General features: G+C 64.2%; 12 protein-coding genes. 2 read left to right on the top strand and 10 right to left on the bottom strand.

Going from position 1 to position 14,562, the window contains the following annotated elements; genetic code table 11:
• Positions 1-22 precede the first annotated feature (22 nt).
• From AAFN55_RS18435 to argH, 4 genes are all read right to left on the bottom strand, one after another.
• Complete coding sequence (locus AAFN55_RS18435) at positions 23-2,620, bottom strand: TIGR02302 family protein (RefSeq protein ID WP_347800434.1); 2,598 nt, start codon at positions 2,618-2,620, stop codon at positions 23-25.
• A 130-nt stretch (positions 2,621-2,750) separates the two neighbouring features.
• The gene (gene lysA, locus AAFN55_RS18430; RefSeq protein WP_347800433.1) at positions 2,751-4,019 is read right to left on the bottom strand and encodes a diaminopimelate decarboxylase; all 1,269 of its coding nucleotides are present in this window, start codon (positions 4,017-4,019) and stop codon (positions 2,751-2,753) included.
• 20 nt (positions 4,020-4,039) lie between these two features.
• Positions 4,040-4,249, bottom strand: coding sequence for a lipoprotein (locus AAFN55_RS18425; RefSeq protein WP_347800432.1), 210 nt, complete (start codon positions 4,247-4,249; stop codon positions 4,040-4,042).
• A 72-nt stretch (positions 4,250-4,321) separates the two neighbouring features.
• Positions 4,322-5,725: an argininosuccinate lyase gene (gene argH, locus AAFN55_RS18420; RefSeq protein WP_347800431.1), complete on the bottom strand. Its 1,404-nt coding sequence runs from the start codon at positions 5,723-5,725 to the stop codon at positions 4,322-4,324.
• Between the two features lie 39 nt (positions 5,726-5,764).
• Between argH and AAFN55_RS18415 the strand changes: the two genes are divergently transcribed.
• Entirely contained in the window at positions 5,765-6,436 is a 672-nt protein-coding gene (locus tag AAFN55_RS18415) for a TlpA disulfide reductase family protein (protein WP_347800430.1), read from the top strand.
• A 51-nt stretch (positions 6,437-6,487) separates the two neighbouring features.
• Here the strand turns inward: AAFN55_RS18415 and AAFN55_RS18410 are convergent, their stop codons facing one another.
• The 6 genes from AAFN55_RS18410 to AAFN55_RS18385 all read right to left on the bottom strand — a co-directional run bounded on the left by AAFN55_RS18410 (position 6,488) and on the right by AAFN55_RS18385 (position 13,033).
• Complete coding sequence (locus tag AAFN55_RS18410) at positions 6,488-7,813, bottom strand: branched-chain amino acid ABC transporter permease (RefSeq protein ID WP_347800429.1); 1,326 nt, start codon at positions 7,811-7,813, stop codon at positions 6,488-6,490.
• Positions 7,810-8,814 carry a branched-chain amino acid ABC transporter permease gene (locus tag AAFN55_RS18405; RefSeq protein ID WP_347800428.1) on the bottom strand — a complete coding sequence of 335 codons (1,005 nt, stop codon included), beginning with the start codon at positions 8,812-8,814 and terminating at the stop codon, positions 7,810-7,812. Before AAFN55_RS18405 ends, AAFN55_RS18410 begins: the two co-directional genes overlap by 4 nt.
• 3 nt (positions 8,815-8,817) lie before the next feature.
• Positions 8,818-9,522, bottom strand: a complete 705-nt coding sequence (locus tag AAFN55_RS18400; RefSeq protein WP_347800427.1) for an ABC transporter ATP-binding protein — start codon at positions 9,520-9,522, stop codon at positions 8,818-8,820.
• A complete protein-coding gene (locus AAFN55_RS18395; RefSeq protein WP_347800426.1) occupies positions 9,519-10,316 on the bottom strand; it encodes an ABC transporter ATP-binding protein in 798 nt (265 codons plus the stop codon). The genes AAFN55_RS18400 and AAFN55_RS18395 overlap by 4 nt, the downstream gene beginning before the upstream one ends.
• Before the next feature lie 242 nt (positions 10,317-10,558).
• The gene (locus AAFN55_RS18390; RefSeq protein WP_347800425.1) at positions 10,559-11,764 is read right to left on the bottom strand and encodes an ABC transporter substrate-binding protein; all 1,206 of its coding nucleotides are present in this window, start codon (positions 11,762-11,764) and stop codon (positions 10,559-10,561) included.
• A 387-nt stretch (positions 11,765-12,151) separates the two neighbouring features.
• On the bottom strand, positions 12,152-13,033 hold the full coding sequence (locus AAFN55_RS18385; protein WP_347800424.1) for a 3-hydroxybutyryl-CoA dehydrogenase: 882 nt from the start codon (positions 13,031-13,033) through the stop codon (positions 12,152-12,154).
• 258 nt (positions 13,034-13,291) lie between these two features.
• Here AAFN55_RS18385 and AAFN55_RS18380 point away from each other — a divergent pair, with 258 nt between their 5' ends.
• Positions 13,292-14,530 carry a serine hydrolase gene (locus AAFN55_RS18380; protein WP_347800423.1) on the top strand — a complete coding sequence of 413 codons (1,239 nt, stop codon included), beginning with the start codon at positions 13,292-13,294 and terminating at the stop codon, positions 14,528-14,530.
• Positions 14,531-14,562: the final 32 nt, after the last annotated feature.

Below are 14,562 nucleotides of genomic sequence, written 5' to 3'. Positions count from 1 at the left end.
GCTACGCGGCGGGCCCGAGGCCTCACCGCATTTCCAGCAGCCGCTCCAGATAGTCGCGCTCCAGTTGCGGGCTCAGCGAATTGCCGAGCCGGCGGCGGATTTCTTCCAGAATCTGGCGCGCGCGCTGCACGTCGATCTCGTCGGGAACATCGACGGAATTACCGAAATCCGGACCGGTCGTGGCGCGCGGGCGGCCGAGCGGATCGCGATCCGAACTCTGCTGGCGTCCGCCCTGTTCGCTGCCGCCTTCCTCGCCCTGCTGGGCTTGCTGCATCTGCTGCATCATGTCCTGAGCGCCGCGGCGAAGCGCTTCCAGCGCCTGTCCCTGCTCGCCGACCGCGCGCTCGCCCTGTCCCTCGCCAAGTGAGCCCTCGGCGCGGCCCATGGCTTCGCCCGCATCGCCAAAACCTTCGCCGGGCTCAAGGCCCATGCCTTCGAGCGCTTCGGTGAGCGCCTGCAAATCCTGCTGGAGCTGCCCCTGGCCCTCCTGCAACTGTCGCAGGGCCTCGGCAAACTCCTCGGGCGTCATCGGCTGCCCGTCCTGACCTTGTTGCCCCTGTTGACCTTGCTGGCCCTGCTCTCCTTGTTCGCCCTGCTGGCCGGGCTGACGCTCCCCGCGCTGCATCTGGTCGAGGCGGAAAGTCTCGTTCATCATCTGCTGCTGGCGGCGCATCAGTTCGCCGAGCTGGTCCATCTGCTGGCGCATTTCGCTCTGCTGCTGGCCCTGACCCTGTTGCGGCTGGCGACCGGCCTGCAGATTGTTCATCATGTCCTGAAGCTGCGACAGAAGCTCCTGAGCCTCATCGCGGGACCCTGACTTCGCGAGGTCCTCGATCTGGTCCATCATGCGTTCGAGGTCGCTCTGGCTCAGCTCCTGCCCGTTCTGGGGCATGGGCATCGCCATCTCGGGGTTCTGCTGGGCGCGTTCCGCGAATTCGCGCAGGAAGTCGCGCATTGCCTCGCGCAGCTCGGCCATCAGTTCGTCGATTTCCTCGTCGCTCGCGCCGTTCTCCAGCGCCTGCTTGAGCGCTTCCTGAGCCTGTTGCAGCCGCCGCTCGGCGTCCGACAGCGCGCCGTCCTCGATCTGCAGCGCCATTTCCCAGAGATAGTCGGCGACTTCGCGAAGCTGATCGTCGCTTTCAGCCATCGCAAGGCGGCTGCGGGCCGACATGATGCCCAGATAGTGGGACATGTTGTCGAACGTGTCTTCAGGCCGAAGCGTCACCGCATCCATGAGGTTGAGCACGTGCGGCTTGCGGTTCGCATCGAGTGCGAGGATGCGTCGCTGCTCGACCAGCGCCTTGGCCAGCGGGTTGGCGAAGGGGCGTTCAGGCAGGATGATCGTCTTGGTCTCGCTCGACGCTTCCTGCTCCGCTCCATCGACCGCCTTCAACGTCAAATCCACGCGCGCGCCGGCCCATGGGTGCTCCGACAGATCGCGCACGGTGCGCGCGGCAATGTCGCGGCCATTGCGGCGTGGCAGCGTCAGTTGCATCTCCGGCGCTTCGTAGAGCGGATGTGCGTCCGAGGCGGGTTCGTCCGCCTGCACGATGACGGCCTGCCCCGAGGATGCGCCGTAGTCATCCTCGACTTCGTAGGTGAGTTCGAGCGCGCCGTTGACCGCGCGCTTCGGCTCGCCCGCGAATCGGATCACGGGCGGGGTGTCGGGTATGACGTTGAAAGCCCAGCGCTGCAGTTCGCTGTCGCCCGATTGCAGCGTCAACATGCCGTCCGCATCGAGCGTGCCGGCAAACTGCCGTGCAAGCGGCGCCTGCGTGCGCTGTGGCTGCGGCGTCGCGCCTGGCGCGGCGGCGTCGGCTACCGCGACCGCAGCCGCCTCGCCAGTGTGTGCGTCGAGAAACGAGAGCGCTTCGTCGCCCGCGCCGCCCGTCACCCGAACCGCGATCGCGCTGCCTGCGGGCACGCGGAAGACGGGCGCTTCGTCCCCTACTTGGGCGTTCAGGAACATGGGAGGCTTCGCCGTATAGGCGGGTGGCGTCACCCACGCATCGATGCGTGGCGGCACGGCATCGGAGCGCGCGTGGGTACGGAACGCGTCCACGGGCGAGCCGCCGAGAGAACCGAAGGAGAATGCGAAGGCGACGACCAGCAGCAGGGCCACGATGGTGCGCAGGCCCCATGGGTCGCGTTCGGGCACGCGTGTGCGCGGCATGTCGCCCGAGAGGCGGTCGAGACGTTCCGCCATGCGCTTCTGGTGCTCGCGCCAGAGCGCCTGCGCAAAACTGTCCTGCGATGTCGAGGAGAGCGTGTCGGTCTGGGTGCGGACCGGCGCGTGTTCAAGCTTGTTCGCGCGCTCGATGCGGCCGTCGATTTCCGATGCGGACGGTTTCCGGAAGTGGCGTAGGGGCACGAGGCTTGCGATGGCGGCCATGCCAAGGCCTGCCAACAAGACGAGGCGCGCCCATTCGGGAACGATCCGAAACACACCGAGCCAGGCCAGGCTCAGGAACAGGCTGGCGACGATCAGCAGCGGCAGGCAGAGCGGCCAGAGCCGTTCGAGCACGATCGCGGCGCGAACGCTGCCGCGCGTCCGGCCCAGATGCGCCAGAAGCCCGCGCTCCATCCATGAACTGCGATTGTCCTTGCCCGTCTCCGACATCAGACCCTTTCGAGGCTCGGCGACGGCGCCCGCATGCGCCGCATCGCGCTCCTAGGATAACAGTAAACGCGGCGATGGCGAGGCAGGCCACCAAATCGTGATGGACGGTTCGGCGATCGGTGCGGCCGGTTCAGAGCCAGTCGGGCACCGAATCGAGGCCGATCAGATCGTCATAGGTGGGGCGAGGGCGCACGACGTGGAAGCGATCGCCGTTCACGAGCACTTCGGGCACCAGCAGGCGCGTATTGTAGGTTCCTGCCTGCACGGCGCCGTAGGCACCAGCCGTGGCGACCGCAATCAGGTCGCCCCAGGCGAGCCTCGGCAGGTCTCGATCCTGCCCGATATAGTCTCCGGTCTCGCAGACCGGCCCGACGACGTCGACCATCATGCGCGGCGCATCGGCGGCCGGCTGGACGACCGGCATGATCTCGTGAAACGCGTCATAGAGCGTCGGACGAATCAGGTCGTTCATCGCCGCGTCGACGATCAGGAAATTCTTCGCGTCGCCTTCCTTCACGAAGATGACTTCGGAAACGAGGATGCCCGCATTGCCGGCGATCAGGCGGCCCGGCTCGAAGATCGTCTTGAGGCCCAATGGCTTCATGTGCTTGCGCACGATCTCGGCATAGGCGTCGGGCAGGGGAGGCGGATTGTTGTCGAGGCGGTAGGGGATGCCCAGCCCGCCGCCGACATCGACGTGGCGAATGTCGTGCCCGTCCTCGTCGCGCAGCGTCCGCGTCAGTTCCACCAGGAGCTTGATCGCATCGTCGAAGGGCTGCAATTCGGTGATCTGGCTGCCGATATGCATGTCGATGCCAGTGATGCGCAGGCCCGGCAGGGTGGCCGCGCGCGCATAGGCTTCGCGCGCATCGCGCCATGCGATGCCGAACTTGTTTTCCGCCTTACCGGTCGAAATCTTCTTGTGCGTCTTCGCGTCGACATCGGGGTTGATGCGCAAGGAAACGGGCGCGATACGCCCTGCCGCGACCGCGCGCGCGGACAGGAGCTCCAGTTCGGGCTTCGATTCGACGTTGAAGCAGTGAATGCCGGCGGCCAACGCGAAGTCCATCTCGGCCGCCGTCTTGCCGACGCCGGAGAACAGGATCTTTTCCGGCGGGATGCCGGCTGCCAGCGCACGGCGCAACTCGCCTTCCGAGACGACGTCGGCGCCCGCGCCAAGCTTCGCCAGCGTGCGAATCACCGCCTGGTTGGAATTGGCCTTCATCGCGTAGCAGACCAGAGCGTCGAGCTCCGCAAAGGCCTTGGCGAAGACGGTGTAGTGACGGGTCAGCGTGGCGGTCGAATAGCAGTAGAACGGCGTTCCCACGGCAGCCGCGATCGCAGGCACCGAAACATCCTCGGCGTGCAGCACGCCGTCGCGATAGTCGAAATGGTTCACGGGCGCAGTCTTTCGCGGATTTAGATCAGCCGGTCGAGAACGAAGGGCCGGTCGCGCACAGGTGGGGTCGGCTCCGGCGGCAGAGGCTGGTCGTTGCGCTCAGCCTCTTTGCGCGCGTTCTGCTGCGCTTCGAATGGCGTGTCGAGATCGCCGCGCCGCCCGCAGGCGGAGACAGCGACGGCGACAGCCGCGATCAGCATTGTGGTCCTGATGATAGTTCCGGCGCGCATGAGCTTGTCCGTCAGAATTGTCGTGACGCGTTTCTAGCGAGTTTTTTCAGGCCGCGCATCCCCTGACGCGCGTCAAGCGTCGCGTTTCAGGCGCTTCTTCCAGTAGCGGATCTGGCGGCGCACTTCCTGGGGTGCGGTGCCGCCGAACGATGCGCGGCTCTTGACCGACGAGGACACCGACAGGACGTCGAAAATCTCGGCCGAGATACGGCTGTCGATCTCGCGCAGTTCTTCGAGCGAAAGACGCTCCAGCGGCACCTTGCGGCTCTCGGCGAGCGCCACGGCGCGTCCGGTGACGTGATGGGCCTCGCGGAACGGCAGGCCCGCCTCGCGCACCAGCCAGTCGGCAAGATCGGTTGCTGTCGAGTAGCCGGAACCGGCGGCCTTCTTCATGGCTGCGGTGTTGATCGTCATGTCGGTGACCATGCCGGTCATCGCGGCGATCATCAGGTCGAGCGTTTCGGCGGCGTCGAAGACGGCCTCCTTGTCTTCCTGCATGTCCTTCGAATAGGCGAGCGGCAGGCCCTTCATGACCGTCAGAAGCGCGATCAGATGGCCGGTCACGCGTCCCGTCTTGGCGCGAACGAGTTCGGCTGCGTCAGGGTTCTTCTTCTGCGGCATGATCGAGGAGCCGGTCGAGAACTGGTCGGACAGGCGCACGAAGCCGAATTGCGGCGTCGACCAGATGACGATCTCTTCGGCGAGGCGCGACAAATGCGTGGCGCAGATCGCGCCGAGCGACATGAATTCAAGCGCGAAATCGCGATCCGAAACGCTGTCGATCGAGTTACGCGTCGGCTCGCGAAAGCCGAGCGCCTTGGCCGTTCGGTGACGGTCGATCGGGAAGCCGGTGCCGGCCAGAGCCGCTGCGCCGAGCGGGCTTTCGTCCATCCGCTCGATCGCGTCGCGCACGCGCGACAGATCGCGGCCGAACATCTCGACATAGGCCATGCAATGATGGCCGAAGGTGACGGGCTGCGCGGTCTGGAGGTGCGTGAAGCCCGGCATCACGGTCGCCGCATGCTCCTGCGCACGCTCGAGGAAGGCGTCGATCAGCCCGACGAGCGCCGTGTCGGTGCGCTGCAGTTCTTCCTTGACCCAGAGGCGGAAGTCGACCGCCACCTGGTCGTTGCGCGAGCGTGCGGTGTGAAGCCGCCCGGCCGCCGGGCCGACGATCTCGGCCAGCCGTGCCTCGACATTCATGTGGATGTCTTCGAGCTTCGTGGAAAATTCGAACGTCCCGGCCTCGATCTCTGACAGGATCGTGTTCAGCCCGTGAGCGATCTTCTTTTGATCCTCGCCGGAAATTATGCCCGTTTCCGAAAGCATTTCAGAGTGGGCGATGGAGCCTCGAATGTCCTGCGCGTAAAGCTTCCTGTCGAAGCCGATGGATGCGTTGATCGCTTCCATGATCGCTGCTGGACCCGAGGCAAATCGTCCGCCCCACATCTGGTTGCTGGCCTTTTTCTCGCTCATCGTGATAACCCGGCCCCCGGAAACTGACTGGACACATCCATGGCAAACGGACCATTCCACCTGCCCACGTCGCGCCTGATCGCAATCGCGGTCGTTGCGGGCCTGACGGCCGGCGCGATCGGCGTATACGTGATGGGCGGCATGTCTGGCAACAACGCGCCTGAAATGTCGGCCGCCGACCCGGCTGCCGAAAACGCATGCGCGGCGAAAATCGAGGCCGCAAAGGCCGCCGGCGACGCCGCGCAGGGCGAGGTCGCGGCGATGCTCGGTGCGAGCCCGCCGCAGGATCTTTCGGGGCTCGCCTTCAACGCACCCGACGGCGCGCCGATGACGATCGCCGATCTGTCCGGCAAGACGCTGCTGGTCAATCTATGGGCCACATGGTGCGCGCCCTGCCGTCACGAGATGCCGGCGCTGAACCAGTTGCAGAAGGACATGGGCGACGACCGCTTCGAAGTGGTGGCGGTCAATGTCGATACCGGCGACGACGAGAAGCCGAAGCGCTTCCTCGAGGAGACCAACGTCGATGCGCTCGGCTATTATCGCGATTCGACGCTCGGCCTGTTCAACGATCTGAAGCGGCGCGGCCTCGCGCTGGGCTTGCCGGTGACGCTCCTCATCGACGACGAAGGCTGCATGCTGGCCAACATGAACGGCCCGGCCGAGTGGGCCAGCCCAGACGCCAAGCGCCTGATCGACGCGGCGATGTAATTGGAGAAGGCGTCATCCCGGAGGCCGGGATGACGTGGCTTATGGGGCGGCCTATTTCCTGCGCATGGCGGGCGCGGTGCGCTCCGGTATCAGCCCTCGCGGCGCGAACCGCATCACCAGAAGCAGGATGACACCCATCAAGAGCGGCCGCATGTAGGGCGCGGCGTCGACAAGCTGCTGGCGGACTGGATTGTCTGCCGCGAAGCCGGACGTCATCACCGACATCAACCAGCCACCGACCGGCTCGGCTTCGACCCACAGGAACCAGATCAGGAAGCCGCCCAGAACGGCGCCCCAATTGTTGCCGGACCCGCCGACGATCACCATCACCCAGATGAGGAAGGTGAAGCGCAGCGGATTGTACTGGCCGGGCGTGAACTGGCCGTCGAGTGTCGTCAGCATCGCGCCGGCGATGCCCACCACAGCCGACCCCAGCACGAAGATCTGGAGATGCCTGCCTGTGACGTCCTTGCCCATCGCTTCCGCCGCGTCGCGATTGTCGCGGATGGCGCGCATCATACGCCCCCAGGGCGAATTCAGCGCACGCTCGGCAAGCCACATAAGGATGATGAGCACGATCGCGAAAAGGATCGCATAGGACAGCCGCACATAGACCGCCGAGGCGAAGGCCGGGTTCATGCCGAGCTGGGCTGCGAGGTCGATGAACCAAGGCGCCTGCTGGAGCTGGACCTCGTAGGCGACGGGGCGAGGCAGGCCGGACACGTTCTTGACGCCGCGGGTCAGCCATTCCTCGTTGCGCATGACCGCGATGACGATTTCCGAAATGCCGAGCGTCGCGATGGCGAGATAGTCCGAGCGCAGACCGAGCGCGATCTTGCCGACCAGCCAGGCGGCGGCGGCGGCGAAGACGCCACCCACCAGCCAGGAGAAGACGATCGGAAGGCCGAGACCCCCGAGGTAGCCACTGCGGGCCGCGTCGAAGCTCTCGATTGCGGCGACCGCTGGATCGAAGACGGCGCGGATCACGAAATAACCGGCGATGGCGACGGCGAGCGAGGCGAGCTTTCGTGTCCAGCCGGTCGTGTAGGCGCGCACCACCATGACGAGACCGACCGTGCCGATCAGGGCCAGCAGTGCCAGCCCGATGCCGATACCGCCCGCTTCCCATGCGCCGGGAACCGGCGGCATGGAGACGAGCACGGCCGCGAGGCCACCGAGTGCCGCGAAGCCCATGATGCCGACATTGAACAGGCCGGCATAACCCCACTGGATGTTCACCCCGAGCGCCATGATCGCGGAGATCAGGCACAGGTTCAGGATCGTCAGGCTGAGCGTCCAGCTCTGGAACATGCCCACGATGATCAGCAGGATCGCCATGAGGCCGTAGAGCGAGATGATGCGTTGGGTGTTGCTCATAGCACGCGCCCCTTGAAGATGCCCGTCGGTCGTATCAGCAGAACCAGCACGAGGATGACGAAGGAGATGGCGAACTTGTACTCGGTCGACAGAAGCTGCACGAGGCCAGCCGGCTCGAAGCCCAGATATTCAAGCACGCGCTTGTAGGCATAGGTCAGCGTCACCTCCGAGAAGGCGATCACGAAGCCGCCCGCAATGGCTCCCAGAGGCTGGCCGATGCCGCCGACGATCGCGGCGGCGAAGATCGGCAGCAGGAGCTGGAAGTAGGTGAACGGGCGGAAGCTCTTGTCGAGGCCGTAGAGCACACCTGCGATCGTCGCGAGTGCTGCGGCGATGATCCATGTCACGGCGACCACGCGGTCCGGGTTGATGCCGGAGAGCAGCGCCAGATCCTCATTGTCGGAATAGGCGCGCATTGCCTTGCCGGTGCGCGAATATTGCAGGAACCAGAACAGCGCGGCTACGACGATGACGGCTACGACGAGCGTGATCACCACCGGCAGGCGGATCGCGAGGCCTTCCGCGAGGCCCGACCATTCCCGGAACCCGCGAACGGTGACGAGGAAGCGTTCGCCATCAGCGAAGCGCTGCTCGTTCGGGCCGATGACGAGGCGCACGATGCCGTTGAGCACGAACATCACGCCGACCGACGCCATCACGAAGACGATGCCGGCGGATTTCTGCGTCCGGTAGAAGCGGAAGACCAGCCGGTCGATCAGGAGTGCCATCGCAACGGCGCCGAGAATGCCGATCGGCAGGGCGAGGAGCGCGGTCGGCATCGGGCCGAACGAGACGCCCATGCCCGTCAGCCACCACGTCACCAGAATGGTGATCATGGTCCCAAAAGCCATCAGATCGCCATGGGCAAAGTTGGAGAAGCGCAGGATGCCGTAGATCAGCGTGACGCCCAGCGCGCCGAGTGCGAGCTGCGCGCCATAGGCGAGGCCGGGGATGAAGACGAAATTGGCGAAGACGACGAGCGCGTTGAGAAAATCGATCATCGCTCAACCCCCCAGGAACGATGCACGGACTTCCGGATTGGCGAGCAGCGCCTCTCCGGTGTCGGTGAAACGGTTGCGGCCCTGCACGAGCACGTAGCCGCGATCCGCGATGTTGAGCGCCTGACGGGCATTCTGCTCGACCATGAGGATGGCGATGCCGGTGGCGGCAACTTCGAGAATGCGGTCGAAGAGCTCGTCCATCACGATCGGCGAGACGCCGGCGGTCGGTTCGTCGAGCATCAGTACCGTCGGTTTGGTCATCAGCGCGCGGCCGACCGCGACCTGCTGGCGCTGGCCGCCCGACAGTTCTCCCGCCGCCTGACGACGCTTCTGCTTGAGAATGGGAAACAGGTCGAAAACCTGCTCCATTGTTCCCAGGAAATCGTCGTCGCGGATGTAGGCGCCCATTTCCAGGTTTTCCTGGACGCTCATCGTCGCAAACACGTTCGAGGTCTGCGGCACGAAACCCATGCCCGCCTTGACGCGGTCTTGCGGTGACAGCCCGGTGATGTCGGTCTCGCCCAGCATCACCCGGCCCTCGCGCAGTCCCAGCATGCCGAAGATCGCCTTCATTGCCGTGGATTTGCCGGCGCCGTTGGGGCCGACGATCACCGCGATCTCGCCCTTCTCTACCTCGATCGTGCAGCTATGCAGGATGTCTGCGCCGCCATAGCCACCGGTCATGGCCTCGCCCTTGAGGAAGCTCATGTGTCTGCTCCCTTCGACTTGCGGGCTGGGCGGTTCTTGAGTCCTCGGCCGAGATAGGCTTCGATCACGTGCTCGTTGGCGCGGACTTCCGAAGCCGTTCCTTCGGCGAGCACCTTGCCCTCGGCCATCACGATGACCGGGTCGCAGAGGCGGCCGATGAAATCCATGTCGTGTTCGATCATGCAGAACGTGTAGCCGCGTTCCTTGTTCAAGCGGATGATTGCGTCGCCTAGCGTGTTCAGGAGCGTCCTGTTCACGCCCGCGCCGACTTCGTCCAGGAAAACGATCTTGGCGTCGACCATCATGGTTCGTCCAAGCTCGAGCAGCTTCTTCTGGCCGCCCGACAGGTTTCCCGCGAGCTCGTCGGCGACATGCGAGATTTCGAGGAACTCGATCACTTCATTGGCGCGAACGCGGACTTCCTCTTCCCTCGCGCGCACCTTGGAAGGGCGCAGCCATACATCGACGAGCGTCTCGCCGGGCTGGCTTGCGGGCACCATCATCAAATTCTCGCGCACGGTCAGCGTCGAGAATTCATGCGCGACCTGGAACGTGCGCAGCAGTCCCTTGTGGAAAAGCTCGTGCGGCGAGAGGCCGGTGATGTCTTCGTCGCCGAGCCAGACCGTCCCGGAGCTCGGCTTGTAGTGGCCGGCGATCACGTTGAAGAGCGTGGTCTTGCCGGCACCATTCGGTCCGATGAGGCCGGTGATCGAGCCCTTGGCGATGGATATACTCGCCCCGTCGACTGCCCGGATGCCACCGAAGTTCATATGTAGATCGTCTACACGGATCATTCGGGTCCCCTGAGCCTTGTTCGGCTCTTTTCATTCTTGCTAGTTGGAAGATTGCGCTTCTTGCCCATGAACACGCGTCGAACGCAAGAAACCCGCGCGAATTTTCGCCGAATTTGACTGTTTTTGGCCGCGAAAACCTGTCGCAGGCCGTCGAATATGGCCACTTTTGCGTGAACGGCGGCGCGAAATACAAAAACAGCCTGGCTTCTCGCGAAGCCAGGCTGTGGTTGGAGCGCTGCCGCTTAGCGGTAGCCGACCGTCTTGTACTCGCCGCCTTCGACGATGTACTCGCGATAGGTGCCGGAGGCTTCGCCGGGTCCGATCAGCTCGACATTGGTAGCGCCGACATAGTCGATGTCCCCGCCGTCCTTGAGGATCTGAAGGCCTTTCGCCAGTTCACCCGGCAGGATCTTCTCGCCCGGCTCGTTGGCGACGTCGAGGACTGCGTCGCGGATCGCGGTGCGGTCGGTCGATCCGGCCTTCTGGATGGCGAGAGCGATCAGCGCCGCTGCGTCGTAGCTTTCACCGGTGTAGGAGCTGGTCGGGTCGAGACCGGCTGCCGTGGCTGCTGCCGCGAACTTCTCCGAGCCTTCGCCTTCCGCGCCCGGGATGACGCCGACCGTGCCTTCGAGATCGTCGCCGATCGCGTCGATCAGGCTCTGGCCATACATGCCGTCGCCGAGGCCGAAGCGCTCGAACGCGCCGGTGTCGACCGCGGCGCGGATGATGCCGACGCCGCCCTGATCTACGTAGCCGAGAACGACGAGCATGTCGCCGCCCGCCGAAGCGAGCGCGCCGACTTCCGCCGAATAGTCGCCCTTGCCGTCGTCATGCGGAGCGGCGATCGTCACCGTGCCGCCGGCTGCCTCGAAGGCCGCGACGAACGAATCCGAGAAGCCCTTGCCGTAGTCGTTGTTGGTGTAGCTGACGGCGACCGAATTGATATCGTTGGAGCGGATCACCTCTGTGAGGATTTCGCCTTGGCGCGCGTCGGACGGCGCGGTGCGGAAGAAGTAATCCTTGTCGTCGATGTCGGTGAGTGCCGGCGAGGTGGCCGACGGCGAAATCATCACCACGCCGTTCGGCACGGCGACGTTGTTGACGATACCGATGGTCACGCCGGAGCAGTCGGCGCCGACGATGGCCGCGACGTTGTCGGTCGTGACGAGGCGCTCGGCTGCGGCGGTCGCGGCGGCGTTGTCGATGCAGGTCGAGTCAGCGCGCACCGGCGTCAGCGTCTGGCCGTCGAGCAGCAAGCCGCTGTCGTTGACTTCCTTCAGCGCCATCTCTGCGCTGCCGGCCATGCCGGGCGTGATGGTTTCGAGCGGGCCGGTGAAGCCGAAGATGATTCCGACCTTGACTTCCTGAGCCTGCACCGCAGCCGAGGCAGCGAGCAATGTCGCTCCGGCAACGGACGCGGCGAGCAGCGCGCGGATCTTGGTTGACATGGATAGTACCTCCCTTGGAGTGGTCCCTGAGACTGGATTTTCGCCCGGACCCCCGGTCCGGATTGGCGGGGATACTGTTAGCGTGATCTCCTTTTGTAAAGGGTCGGATGATCGCAATCACTGAAAACAAAAGGAAAATCGACGTAATGGCTAACGCTATGCGGTTGACGCATCGTCAGGGTCTTCCCGCGCTGTGTTTTTTCTTTGGAGGGACGCGGCTTTGTCTTCGTCGTCACAGACTAACGTCACCTCACAACACTTCCGTCAAGGAAGTGCCGGAGGAGAGGTCACGGTTTCATGACGGCCTGGCCGGTCGACGTCTCTACAGCGCGAAGGAGCAGGGTTGCGATCGCATCCGCCGGCGCTGAGCCTCGACTGGCGTATGGCTCAGCGCGTCGGGACTGGATGCTCGCCGCGATAATCGTAGAAGCCGCGCCCGGCCTTGCGGCCGAGCCAGCCGGCTTCGACATACTTCACCAGAAGCGGGCAGGGGCGATACTTCGAGTCCGACAGGCCGTCATGCAGCACCTGCATGATCGACAGGCAGGTGTCGAGGCCGATGAAGTCAGCGAGCTGAAGCGGGCCCATCGGGTGATTGGCGCCGAGCTTCATGGCGGTATCGATCGCCTCGACCGAGCCGACGCCTTCATACAGCGTATAGATCGCCTCGTTGATCATCGGCAGCAGAATGCGGTTGACGATGAAGGCCGGGAAATCCTCGGCGACGGTGATCGTCTTGTCGAGCGAGGCGACGAACGCCTTCGCGGTCTCGAAGGTCGTGTCCTCGGTCGCGATGCCGCGGACGAGTTCGACCAGCTTCATCACCGGCACCGGGTTCATGAAGTGGATGCCGATGAAGCGCTCCGGCCTGTCGGTCTGCGCCGCGAGGCGGGTGATCGAGATCGACGACGTGTTGGTCGCAAGCAGCGCTTCGGGGTTCAGCATCGGGCAAAGCTGCGCGAAGATCTTGCGCTTGACCGGCTCTTCCTCGGTTGCCGCCTCGATGACGAGATCGACGTCCGCCAGGTCTTCCATGCGCGGGGCAGGCGAGATGTTGGCCACCGCCTTCTTGCGCGCGGCCTCCTCCATTTTGCCGGACGAAACCTGACGGGCCATGTTGCCGTTGATGGTGGCGATGCCGTTTTCGATGCGGTCCGGCGAGATGTCGTAGAGCTTGACCTTGTAACCCGCCAGCGCGGTGACGTGTGCAATGCCGCCGCCCATCTGGCCGGCTCCAATGATGCCAACCGTTGCAATCTTGCCTGTCATGACAATGGTCCCGTCGCCGGGCGGTCGCCGCCCATTTCTTGTGCAGCGCAAACTAAAAGGGTGGGGCGACTGCGTCTACCCCCGATTGACGCATTTAATATCGAAAACTGTCGGAGATAAAGCGCGCCCGCCGATCGGATAAGGCGGCGGACCAGACGATTCCGCGCCCCGAGCGAGGGAGCTTGACATCGTTCCGTTATCATCCATAAATATTATGGTATATAACAATTTCTCATGCGCATTTACTGGGAGGAAGCGATGCGACGTATGGAATTGCTACATCGCGCCCGGCTGCTTGGCCTGGCGCTTGCGACGGCGTTCTTCGTTGAAGCGACGCCCGCCCTTGCCGAAAACGATGAACGCTGGCTGACGCCGACGATGATCGATGCCCGCGCGCATATGTTCGAGGCTTCGCTCAACTATCTGACGTTCCAGCACATGGATCAGATGTTCGCGACGCGCAGTGTCTCGGCGGGAGACGAGATCTGGGAATTGCCGTCGAAGCCGGCGTCGATAGAGGGCGATTTTTCGATCGGCGACAGGACGCTCGATCTGGAGGGCTTTCTCGAGGCATCGTCTACAAATGCGCTCGTCGTCATCAAGGACGGCAATATAGTCCATGAGAGCTACAGGAACGGCAGCAGTGCCGGTACGCGCTTCATAACCTTCTCGGTCGCGAAGTCTTACGTCGCCACGCTGATCGGCCTCGCAGTCGCTGACGGCGCCATCAAGAGCCTCGACGACAAGGTGACGGACTACCTGCCCGAGATGGCGGGGACGGGCTATGACGGCGCTACGGTCCGCGATCTCTTGCGCATGCGCTCTGGCGTCGAATGGCTCGAGGTCTACCAGTTCGGCAGCGAGACGCAGCTCACCAAGGTCCATGACAATTCTCTGGTGGGCTACAAATATCGCTGGTGCGACTATGCCGCGAACGAATCCAAACCCGGTCCGAACGGCCCCGGCGCGGCGTTCAACTATGCCACCCTCGACACCAGCGTGCTGGGCTGCATCCTCGAGAAGGCCGTGGGCAAGACGGGCGCCGAGTATATGTCGGAAAAGCTCTGGAAGCCGGCCGGCATGGAGAACGACGCCTACTGGATCATGGACGGGCCGGAGACGGCTGGCCGGGAGTTCTTTGGCGCGGGACTGAACGCCACGGCACGCGACCACGCCCGCTTCGGGCTGATGTTCCTCAATGATGGCATCGCCAACGGGAAACAGGTGGTGCCCGCCGATTGGGTCAGGCAATCGACCGTCCCCGACGAAGGCTACGAGCCCACGGCACCGGGAGAGGATCTCGGCTACCAGTACCAGTGGTGGACGTTCCCGGGTTCAGATGCCTATGCGGCGATCGGGCTGCACCACCAGTTCATTTACATCGATCCGGAAAACGAGTTGGTCATCGTCAAGATAAACCACACGCCGGAACCGGTCGGGCGGCAGGCGGAGAACATCGAGTTCTTCCGCCAGGTCGCAGCTTCGCTCGCACAATAACGAAAACGGCCGGGGAGCCCGAAAGCCCCCGG

Source organism: Mesorhizobium sp. CAU 1732, from assembly GCF_039888675.1.
GTDB lineage: Bacteria > Pseudomonadota > Alphaproteobacteria > Rhizobiales > Rhizobiaceae > Aerobium.
This window is presented reverse-complemented; position numbering and strand designations above follow the sequence as displayed.

Bases quoted from the DNA above. Each gene is read 5' to 3' on its own strand.
- AAFN55_RS18425 (WP_347800432.1), bottom strand. From the start codon at position 4,249: ATGCGCGCCGGAACTATCATCAGGACCACAATGCTGATCGCGGCTGTC.
- AAFN55_RS18390 (WP_347800425.1), bottom strand. From the start codon at position 11,764: ATGTCAACCAAGATCCGCGCGCTGCTCGCCGCGTCCGTTGCCGGAGCG.
- AAFN55_RS18385 (WP_347800424.1), bottom strand. From the start codon at position 13,033: ATGACAGGCAAGATTGCAACGGTTGGCATCATTGGAGCCGGCCAGATG.
- AAFN55_RS18410 (WP_347800429.1), bottom strand. From the start codon at position 7,813: ATGAGCAACACCCAACGCATCATCTCGCTCTACGGCCTCATGGCGATC.
- AAFN55_RS18400 (WP_347800427.1), bottom strand. From the start codon at position 9,522: ATGAGCTTCCTCAAGGGCGAGGCCATGACCGGTGGCTATGGCGGCGCA.
- argH (WP_347800431.1), bottom strand. From the start codon at position 5,725: ATGAGCGAGAAAAAGGCCAGCAACCAGATGTGGGGCGGACGATTTGCC.
- AAFN55_RS18415 (WP_347800430.1), top strand. From the start codon at position 5,765: ATGGCAAACGGACCATTCCACCTGCCCACGTCGCGCCTGATCGCAATC.
- AAFN55_RS18435 (WP_347800434.1), bottom strand. From the start codon at position 2,620: ATGTCGGAGACGGGCAAGGACAATCGCAGTTCATGGATGGAGCGCGGG.
- AAFN55_RS18405 (WP_347800428.1), bottom strand. From the start codon at position 8,814: ATGATCGATTTTCTCAACGCGCTCGTCGTCTTCGCCAATTTCGTCTTC.
- AAFN55_RS18380 (WP_347800423.1), top strand. From the start codon at position 13,292: ATGCGACGTATGGAATTGCTACATCGCGCCCGGCTGCTTGGCCTGGCG.
- AAFN55_RS18395 (WP_347800426.1), bottom strand. From the start codon at position 10,316: ATGATCCGTGTAGACGATCTACATATGAACTTCGGTGGCATCCGGGCA.